Genomic DNA, 9,212 nt, shown 5'->3' with positions numbered 1-9,212 from the left:
GGCCAACAGCGCCCGGCCAACCCCGGCCCCGGCGCGGCCGGTCGCCTGCCGCGCGACAGCGGCATCATCGGCGGCCGCCCCACCCAGACTGGCATCGGGCGCCCCGCCCAGACGGGCACCGGACGCCCCACCGGCCCCCGTGGCACCGTCATCGGCACCGAAACCCCCTACGGCCGCGGACCGGTCGGGGCAGGCGGCGTGGGCGCCGGAGCAGGCGGCACCACCCCCGGCCGGGGCAGCTCGGCCACCGGCCGCCGCCTGGCCCGCGAGAGCGGCGGCGTCATCGGCGGCACCCCCCAGCAGACCAGCCGCAGCAGTCGGGGCCAGTTCACCCCGGGCGGCACCGGCCTCGTACGCGGCACCACCCCCACAACCCCACCCCCACCCGGCACCCGCGCCAAACCACCACACCGCAACGACGACCGGACCGACCGCCCAGGCCTGGCCACCGAAGACGAAGCAACCTGGCAACAGGGCCAACGACCCGCCACCCCACCAGTCATCGACAACTAGCCCCGCCCGCGCCACACCCCCACACCCACCAAGAGGCAACCAGATGCACACCCGCAACAGGCGACCAGCCCGACTCAGGCCCGCCCTGGCAGCCGGACTCGGCCTGCTGCTGGCAGGCATCGCCACCGTCCCCGCACACGCCGACTCCATCCGCGAGGACCAGTGGCACCTGGACGCGATGCACGCCGAGGAGATGTGGAAAACCAGCACCGGCAAGGGCATCACCGTCGCCGTCATCGACAGCGGGGTCGACAAGTCGATCGCGGATCTGCACGGCCAGGTGTTGGACGGGAAGGATTTCTCGGCTCTCAAAGGCGACGAGAACACAGACTATGACGGGCATGGCACGGGAATGGCTGCCCTGATCGCGGCGACTGGTGCTCGTGGCGGGCCCAACGCGTCTTTCGGGCTGGCGCCGGGGGTCAAGATCCTCCCCATTCGCATCCGCTACGGGCAGGAGGGTCTCAGGTCCGGGCAGAACAGATTCTCCGAGTTCGTGGCAAAGACGATCCGCTACGCAGCGGACTCCGACGCCCAGATCATCAATCTCTCCCTGGCAGCCACGAACTCTCCCGGTAAGAAAGACGTAGACACGCCTGAGCTGAACGCAGCGGTCGAATACGCCCTGAGCCGAGGCAAGCTCGTCTTCGCTGGGGTCGGCAACAGCGGCGACAAGGGAAACCCCGTCATGTACCCAGCCGCAACCCCTGGCGTCGTGGGCGTGGCAGGAGTTGACCGGACTGCCAAACCGGTGAAGAACTCCCAGTGGGGGCCTCAAGTTGACCTTGCCGCCCCCGGGGAGGACATGGTTCGGGCATGCCCCCGTAAGACGCAGATCTGCGAAGGCACCGGCACCAGTGGCGCAACCGCCCTCACCTCCGCCTCAGCCGCCCTCATCTGGTCCAAGCACCCCGACTGGACAAACAACCAAGTACTCCGCGTCCTCATGCAAACGGCCAGCGGCAACGGAAAGACCCTCTCCCGAGACGACGTAGTCGGCTACGGCGTAATCCGCCCCCGCATCGCCCTCACCAACCCAGGCGACCCCGGCCCCGCCAGCGAATACCCCATCCCCGAACAACCCAAGCCCGAACCCACCAAGTCCCCCTCCCCCAAGCCCTCCCCGCCAAAGGGCGACGACGCCGAGGACGCGCGCGGCGAGCAGAACGAGAAGCGAATCACCGGAGCCTCTTCCTCCAACGACGACAGCAACACCACCCGCTGGATCGCCCTGGGCCTCGGCGCCGCCGCACTCCTGGGGGCCGCCATCGCGGTCCCCACGGTCATCCGGAACCGCCGCCAGGGCTGATCACCACCACGGCTGACCAACAACACACCAACGGGAGAAGCAATCATGGCTTGGGACGAGTGGGAACAGCTGAAGGCCGAGGCAGCGGATAAGCACGCGGCCCAGAGGATGCAGGTCAACGCAACGCCTCCAAGCCCCGGAGGAGCGGGGCCCGGCTACACAGGGCACCTGGCCTCCAGCCCCGCCGAGATGAAGGCTGCCATAAAAGCGATCGACGGCTACATCAGCGGGGGCGTAGGGAAGGCCGGAACAACCGCCGACGAGGAAACCAAGGCGGCGGTCACTGAGTTCAGGAAACACGGCGAGGGCTGGGATACGGCAACAGGCCTCAACGACGCCCTCAAGACCTGGAGTGAACAGGTCAAGGCCCTGCGGAAGCGCCTGGCAGCTGACAGTTACGCACTGCACAAGGCTGCAGGAATCCTTAAGGGAACAGACGTCGGAGTCGGCCTCCGATCATCTCAAATAGCCAATCTCTAGGAGGATTCCATGCCGAGCTACTACGAGGTCATGGAAACCAATCTCTCCAAACTCACCAAAGCCGCCGATCAGTGGGACGAGATGGCTGGCGAGTTCGAGGACGGAGAAGCGGCGTACGAGCGTGACGTCCATGGCATCACCCTGAAACCGTCCTGGGAGGGGGACAGTGCGGCGTGGGCGAACCGCAGCTTTGGCGACACCCTCAATGAATTCAAGTACGCACAGCGTGAGGCCAAGGCCGTCGCTTCCCTCCTACGTGACGCGCACAAGCAGTTCGTCTCCCTGCGCAAGCAGGTTGAGGCGATCCGCACCGAAGCTCTCACGAAGAAGCTGAAGGTCTCCGAGCAGGGCGTCGTCACGTTCGACACCACCCAGCTCGACGAGGGCTCGCGGGTCGCACTGGCCCACGACCCGAGCTACCAGGAAAGCGTCCAGACCCTTGTATCCGCCTACACCCAGCGCCTAAACCAGGCAGTCAAAGCCGTCACCGACGCCGACAAGGGTGTCCTGCTTGCCCTCAAGGCCGTCGTAGCTGACGCCAACCCGCTGGACGGCCTCAACTTCAACAAGGACGCCAAGAACGACATCGAGGAGTACGAAGCAGAGAAACTGGCCGATATCGCCACTCGCATCAACTCTGGTGACGCATCCCCGGCAGAGCTCAGAGAAGCGGAGAGGTCCTTCCGAGACAATGCCGGGAACAAGGCTTTTAGTCAGACTCTGCTCAACTCTCTCGGTGCAGACGGCCTAATCAAGCTGACCAACACACTGAACGAGCGCACTCACGACTCAAACAAGAAGGATGACAAACAGCACCTGAACCTCCAGAAGGGCCTCGCGACCACTCTGGCGACCGCGGCTAAGGACCCGAATTCCACATTCTACAAGGAATTTCGCGCGGAGATACGGAAGGTCGGAACCGAGCGCTTCAAGGTGGACGGCCTCAGCCCGATTCCGGACGAGAAGGTCCGGGGTTACCAGAGCCTGGTCACCTTGATGCAGCAAGGACGCGGCTATTCCGGGCAGTTCGTCAAGGACATGGCGGACGACATCCGGAAGGCGGAGGAGGCGCACAGGAGCAAGGGTAATATCAAATCCCTTTGGGCCCTTCGAGACGAGTTCTCGGGCAAGGACCGAGGTTGGTTCGCCAACGACCCGCTCGACGGCATCCTCGATGTCATGTCCCGCGACCCAGCGACCAGCACCGAGTACCTGGACCCGAAGCGCACGGACAATCTCAAGTACCTGCTCCGCGAACGGAGTTGGGACACCGTCATCGACGGCTACGCCGCCCCGCCCGTCCGCACCACGATCGACATGCCAATCATGGCCGAAGACGGCGACGCCCGCTCGGGCTTCGGCGCGGCACTGGAGGCGGCGACCACCGGGCACACACCCCTCGGGCCGAAGCAGGACCCCTGGCCTGCGACGCCCCACAACGTGGCCCAAGCCCGCATCATGCACCACGTCATCGGCGAGCTCGGCCCCGACCAGAGCGTGCCTGAGAACATGCGCCAGCCACTGTCACGGGCCCTCGCCTCGTACGCGGCCGACACTCACGAGATCCTTGGGGGCCTGGACTCCGAATACATCACGGAAGCAGGTACCGGTCACTTCCAGAAGGACGGAGAGACCCACCTGGCCGTGCCCCAAACCGACCTGGTGCAGTTCATGCGCGGGCTTTCAGAAGATCCGGAGGCATACGGCACACTCCACAAGGCAGAGTCCCGGTACATCGACCTCTCGCTGGAACAGGTGCCGAAGGGGGCTCAGGGCGAGGAGCTGACCAACACGCTCAACAAGGCGGGCACTGCGCTGGGCGTGATGGGCTCCATAAGGGAAGACGTGATCAACGACGGTCGAATGGCCGGGTACAGCGAGGCGGACTGGAAGTCCAAGATCGCCTACCACGTCGTCGGCGGTGCGGTGACGCCTCTGTACTTCACGGCGGCTGGCGGTGTCTCCATCGCCTTCGGCGACGTGATTCAGCGCGGCGTCGATGTGTGGGCATGGGAAATGGGCAACGAGATGAAGGCCAAGATCGACGGTAAGGCGAACCACGAGATCGCAGACCTCTATCTCGATGTCAACAATCAGCTACCCATCCTGATACGTGAGTGGGCAAACGATCAGGAGGGAATCTCCGACCCGAAGATCCAGAGCTACACCGAGACGGCTCTCAGCGGACGTGTCCGTGGAACCCAGACGGCAGAGAAGTACCTGACAGACACAACCAACTGACAAAAGTGTGCAGGAGCAAACAAAGCCATGCCGCCGCGGGAAACCAAAAGTCGAGCCACGCGCGTGAAGACCCTGATCGCGTTCGGGGTCTGCCTAGTTCTGCTGGGCGGGAGCGGGGCATGGCTCCTCCTCAGCAGTGAGACGACCGCTTCCTGCAGCGGGCTGCCGGAGAACAAACGCGTGCAGAAGTCCTTGGGAGAGGCCATGCAACCCGGCATGAGCTGCGCCGAGCTGGGCGAAGCGATTGTGAAGGCAACCAGGGGAAGCGAGCCCGCCCGCCACAGTCGGCGGGAAGCACAAACGCTCAAAGACGTGCTCTTTTCCCTTGGATTCGAAGATTCGGAAAACCTCACAGTCGACCCCGCACTCCGTGTACCGCTCGCCACCGCCCTCGCCGACTACGCTCCCGACGTCCACGAGATGCTTGCCGGCCTCGACCCCGACTATGTGAGTCACGCGGACGCTACAGATCCGCCGTGGGAGGAGGGTGGCACCTACCACCTCGCGGTCTACACCACGTACTTCAGGGACATCGTGCGCGCCATATCCCAGGACCCACAGGCCTACGCCATCCTCCGCGTGGCAGAGACTCGGCACGCCGCGCAGCAGCTCGCTGCCGTTCCCGATGACGCCGCCGGGGTCGAGTTCTCGTTGCCGGCGAAGAAGAACGCGCGCGCCCTCGGCATCCTCGACGCCATCGGGGTCGCCATCATCCAGCACCGAGGCAAAGAAGAGGGCCAGGCCTGGCACACAGCAGTCGTAGACCGGATACTGCGCGAGCCGGCCACCGAGCGCAGTTACCAAGACAACCCGGCCGACTATCTCATCGCGGCATGGCTCCGCGAACTGAGGAACACACCGAACACGGCCCATGCCGACCGTCTCGCCACCCAGGGACTCGGCATGGCCCGATCCTGGACTACAGCGCGGAACACAGACGAGTCGGCCCGACAAGACCTTCTGACCGAGGTGGAGCGCAGCGAGAGCGTCGCCCACCAGGAGATCAAGTCGTGACAGATCGCTTCCCCCTCGGAACCTCGGGAATTCCGTAACCGCAACATCCCCTCGTCGCACGCCGCGCTTTGTGGCGGTTGCTGTTGTCCTGTACGTGACACTGGCAAGTGGCAACCTGTCGCTCATCGGAGACGCATGCCACGTGCTCCGGCGTGTTGACGACGGAATCCTGAGTGACAGGGTGGTACGCAATTATGGGAAGCCACCGCCCCGAACTGGGGTCGCCACCGGCTGGATATCGCCCAGAGTCGGGGGCTACTGCCTCACGAGAGTGGGCCCTGGCCCTTCCCTCGGTGGAGTCGGTTGCACAGCCAGGACGCCGCGTAACGAACGGTGCGACCCTGCTCTGCCAGGGGATCGCCCCAGAGGAGGAACCCGTGACCGAACGGCCTGAGCGCCACGATGGAGGGCTGATTCCCCGCCCCGCGCGCGCCCCCGAGGCTCTGCGTCAGGCTCTGGCCGCCGTCACCCCGCAGCGCTTGGAGACGATGGCTGAGCATCGCGACAGGGCCGTTGCCGGGGCGCTCGCGGCGGACTCGCTGACGTCGCTTCGGGCATGGGGCCTCACCTGGCTCCGGGATATTGAAATCACGCGCAGGCCTGAGCTGGCCGCCCGGTACAGGGACGCGCTGCATCGCATGCACGACGCACGCTCCGACGAGGCCACCGTCAAGGCAGCTGCCGACGACTTGTCCAAGGTGCTCGATGAGGCGATGGCGGCCGTACGTCAGTGAGCTGGCGCTGGCAGTATGCGCGCCCGCATCCAGCTCGGCGGTCCGATGGTGCTGGTCTGGGACAGCATCCGCCTCCACCTGGCCGCCGGGATACGTGAGTTCGTCCACGCGATGGCCGAGTGGCTCACCGTGTCCAGCTGCCTACCCACACGCCCGACCAGCCGGGATCGCATCCCGTCAGCGACAGCCCCATCTGGCACGGGGGGGATGGAGCTGAGAGATGTCGGGCTTGCGCGCCGACAGCTGCTCGTGGGGGGTGATGTCCTGGCGGGGCCGGGTGCACGGGCGGTTGCGCTCTGGTGGCAGGCTGATCTTCATGGAGCCGATATCTCAGCCCGAACCGACGCGCGCGGCACTGACGGTGGCCGGGCGTCGACTGTCCTACCTTGACTTCGGGGGGCCGGGGCGGCCCCTGCTCGCTCTGCACGGGCACTTCAACGAGGCCCGTACCTTCACCGGCCTGGCGCAGGCGCTGGCTCCCGTCTGGCGGGTGGTGGCCCTCGACCAGCGGGGGCACGGCTTCTCCGACAGGCCAACGGACTTCTCGCGCGAAGGCTACGTCCACGATGCGGCCGCGCTCATCGCGCACCTCGGCCTGCGTCGGACGGTGGTGCTCGGGCACTCGCTGGGAGGCGTCAATGCCTACCAGCTGGCCGCGCGCCACCCCGCCGTGGTCAGTGCGCTCGTCATCGAAGACATCGGCACCGAGACCGACGATGACCTGTCTTTCTGTCTGGCATGGCCGCACCGGGCACCCACCCGCGCGGCCCTGGTCGAGCAACTCGGAGGATCGGCCCGGTACCTGACCGACTCCATCCGCGAGTATCCCGACGGGTGGGGCTTGGCGTTTCGCCCGCAAGACATGGTGACCTCCGTCGGTCAGGTCAACGGCGACCACTGGGACGACTGGCTCGCCACCGATTGCCCCGCCCTGCTCATTCACGGCACCCAAAGCGACACGCTCACCGCGGAACACGCCGCAGCAATGGCGGCCCGCCGTCCCCACACTCGGCTCGTGTCTCTCGCCACCGGGCACACTGTGCATGAGACCAATCCCACCGGGTTCGCCGCGGCGGTGCGCGCGTTCCTCGACACTCTGTGACCTGCCGTCGCCACTGCCAGCGCGGGAGTCAGCCGCAGGCGCCTCCCGGTCCGGGGCGTCGGGCATGGAGGGCGAGGACGAGGGCGAGGGCGACGTGTCCGGGGCTGCGGGTATGAGGGAAGATAGCGGGGAGCGGGTGCTACGAGCACGGTGGCTGTATGGAGCATGGCCCCTCTGGGGGCGTACCGGAATTCCAGTGCGAGAGGGACGGCATGCCTCATCAGGACGAGGGACCCCGCGGGGGTGCGCCCCGCAATCGCTCGGGAGACACCTCCCTCACCCTGGGCGTTGTCGCCCTCGTGGGTTCCTTCATCCCTGTGATCGGTGACTTCGTCGCCGCGCCCCTCGGGCTCCTCGCTCTCGTCCTGGGCGCGTTGGGGATCTGGAACAACGAGCGGGGTCTCGCCACGAACTTCGGCGCGTCCGTCATCGGTGCCACCCTCGGCGCCCTGGCGCTCTTCATCGTCCTGCTCATGTTCGCGGTCACTCGCTGAGCAGTGGGCGATCGAGGGGGGACGGTGTGCTCGGCGGGCCTGGCCTTGCCTTGCTTTGCCGTCAGCGCTTGGCGTGTCGGCGGCGCTCAGGGCGGACCGGCGCGACGGAGTCGGCCTTCTCGGCGGCTTCGTCCTTTTCCTTCTTGGAGCTGTTCCGGGCCCGGAGATATTCGATGACCATCGGGAGAACCGACAGCAGCACGATGGCGATCAGGATCGCTTCGATGTTCTCGTGTACGAAGTCGATTCCGCCGAGGGCGGCGCCGAGGGCAGTGACGCCGACACCCCACAGGATGGCGCCGACGATGTTGAACACGATGAAGGAGCGGTAGTTCATCCGGCTCACACCGGCGATGATCGGCGTAAACGTCCGCACGATGGGCACGAAGCGTGCCAGTACCAGTGACTTCGGGCCGTGCTTCTCGAAGAACTCGTGGGCCTTCTGGACGTTCTCCTGCTTGAAAAAGCGGGAGTCCGGGCGGTTGAACAGGGAGGGGCCTACCTTGCGTCCGAACAGATAGCCCACCTGGTCCCCGAGGATGGCGGCCAACGCGACCAGGGTGCAGACCAGCCAGAGCGGCTCATCCAGCACGTCGGTGGTCACCAACAGACCGGTCGTGAACAGCAGCGAGTCACCGGGGAGGAAGAATCCGATGAGCAGCCCGGACTCGGCGAAGACAATGGCCAGTACACCGATCAGGCCGAATTCGTTGATGAGGAAATCCGGGTCGAGCCAGCCAGGGCCGAGGGCAAGGGTGGTCATCGCCGTGTTCACGATTGCCGACTCCTGGAGTTCTGTGAGGGCGGGCAGACAAGCCCGAAGTGGTGTCGGCACAAGTTGCCAACGTGCTCATGGTGGTTCGGCCCGCTCGTCGGAGCGGCGTCAGCCCTGAGACGTGAGACCTGAGGCTGCAGACCTGAGGCTTCAGACCTGGGGTGTGCGCTTCGGCTCGTCGGTGGCATGCGCGGGGGCGACATCGCCGAGGGCGGCGGTCTGGATGGTCCTGGGCGCTGTGGTCTGCTGCGCGGTGCCGGGAGCGTTGTGGGCGTCGTCCGTGGCGGGGCCGTCGTTCTTCATGGCCGCGGCCTCGCTCTTGAGGATCCGGGCGGACTTGCCCAGCGAACGTGCCATCTCGGGCAGCTTCTTCGTACCGAAAAGCAGTACGACGAGCCCCAGCACGATGGCCAGATGCCAAACGCTGAGTGCACCCATGACTGCCTACTTTCCGACCGAAGTCACCTGATCAGTGAACGGTGAGGGCGGAGCCTTTTGCTGACAGCCCACACAGGCCGTCATCATATTCCTCGCGAGCAATCGTAGAGTA

At 65.8% G+C, this 9,212-nt stretch carries 9 protein-coding genes and 2 pseudogenes; 9 read left to right on the top strand and 2 right to left on the bottom strand.

Annotation, left to right across the window (positions count from 1 at the left end; translation table 11 throughout):
- The 9 genes and pseudogenes from GCN81_RS31985 to GCN81_RS21660 form a co-directional block, all read left to right on the top strand.
- Nucleotides 1-513, top strand: a pseudogene (locus tag GCN81_RS31985) (hypothetical protein); the annotation flags it as partial.
- Nucleotides 514-556: 43 nt separating this feature from the next.
- Complete coding sequence (gene mycP / locus GCN81_RS21690) at nt 557-1,822, top strand: type VII secretion-associated serine protease mycosin (RefSeq protein ID WP_156726271.1); 1,266 nt, start codon at nt 557-559, stop codon at nt 1,820-1,822.
- 45 nt (nt 1,823-1,867) lie between these two features.
- Nucleotides 1,868-2,302: a hypothetical protein gene (locus GCN81_RS21685; RefSeq protein WP_156726270.1), complete on the top strand. Its 435-nt coding sequence runs from the start codon at nt 1,868-1,870 to the stop codon at nt 2,300-2,302.
- A gap of 9 nt (nt 2,303-2,311) precedes the next feature.
- Nucleotides 2,312-4,543, top strand: a complete 2,232-nt coding sequence (locus tag GCN81_RS21680) for a hypothetical protein (protein ID WP_156726269.1) — start codon at nt 2,312-2,314, stop codon at nt 4,541-4,543.
- A 63-nt stretch (nt 4,544-4,606) separates the two neighbouring features.
- The gene (locus tag GCN81_RS21675) at nt 4,607-5,557 is read left to right on the top strand and encodes a hypothetical protein (RefSeq protein WP_156726268.1); all 951 of its coding nucleotides are present in this window, start codon (nt 4,607-4,609) and stop codon (nt 5,555-5,557) included.
- A gap of 377 nt (nt 5,558-5,934) precedes the next feature.
- Entirely contained in the window at nt 5,935-6,291 is a 357-nt protein-coding gene (locus GCN81_RS21670) for a hypothetical protein (protein WP_231626886.1), read from the top strand.
- 15 nt (nt 6,292-6,306) lie between these two features.
- Nucleotides 6,307-6,449: pseudogene (locus GCN81_RS33060) on the top strand (IS630 family transposase); the annotation flags it as partial.
- A 158-nt stretch (nt 6,450-6,607) separates the two neighbouring features.
- On the top strand, nt 6,608-7,393 hold the full coding sequence (locus GCN81_RS21665; protein WP_156726327.1) for an alpha/beta fold hydrolase: 786 nt from the start codon (nt 6,608-6,610) through the stop codon (nt 7,391-7,393).
- 212 nt (nt 7,394-7,605) lie between these two features.
- Entirely contained in the window at nt 7,606-7,887 is a 282-nt protein-coding gene (locus GCN81_RS21660) for a hypothetical protein (protein WP_156726267.1), read from the top strand.
- A 61-nt stretch (nt 7,888-7,948) separates the two neighbouring features.
- Here the strand turns inward: GCN81_RS21660 and GCN81_RS21655 are convergent, their stop codons facing one another.
- Nucleotides 7,949-8,650: a DedA family protein gene (locus GCN81_RS21655; RefSeq protein ID WP_156726326.1), complete on the bottom strand. Its 702-nt coding sequence runs from the start codon at nt 8,648-8,650 to the stop codon at nt 7,949-7,951.
- A gap of 162 nt (nt 8,651-8,812) precedes the next feature.
- The gene (gene tatA / locus GCN81_RS21650) at nt 8,813-9,100 is read right to left on the bottom strand and encodes a Sec-independent protein translocase subunit TatA (protein ID WP_156726266.1); all 288 of its coding nucleotides are present in this window, start codon (nt 9,098-9,100) and stop codon (nt 8,813-8,815) included.
- Nucleotides 9,101-9,212: the final 112 nt, after the last annotated feature.

It is taken from the genome of Streptomyces apocyni (genome assembly GCF_009739465.1).
Taxonomy (GTDB): Bacteria; Actinomycetota; Actinomycetes; order Streptomycetales; family Streptomycetaceae; genus Streptomyces; species Streptomyces apocyni.
The sequence above is the reverse complement of the archived record's forward strand: the minus strand, read 5'-3'. Positions and strand labels throughout refer to the sequence as shown.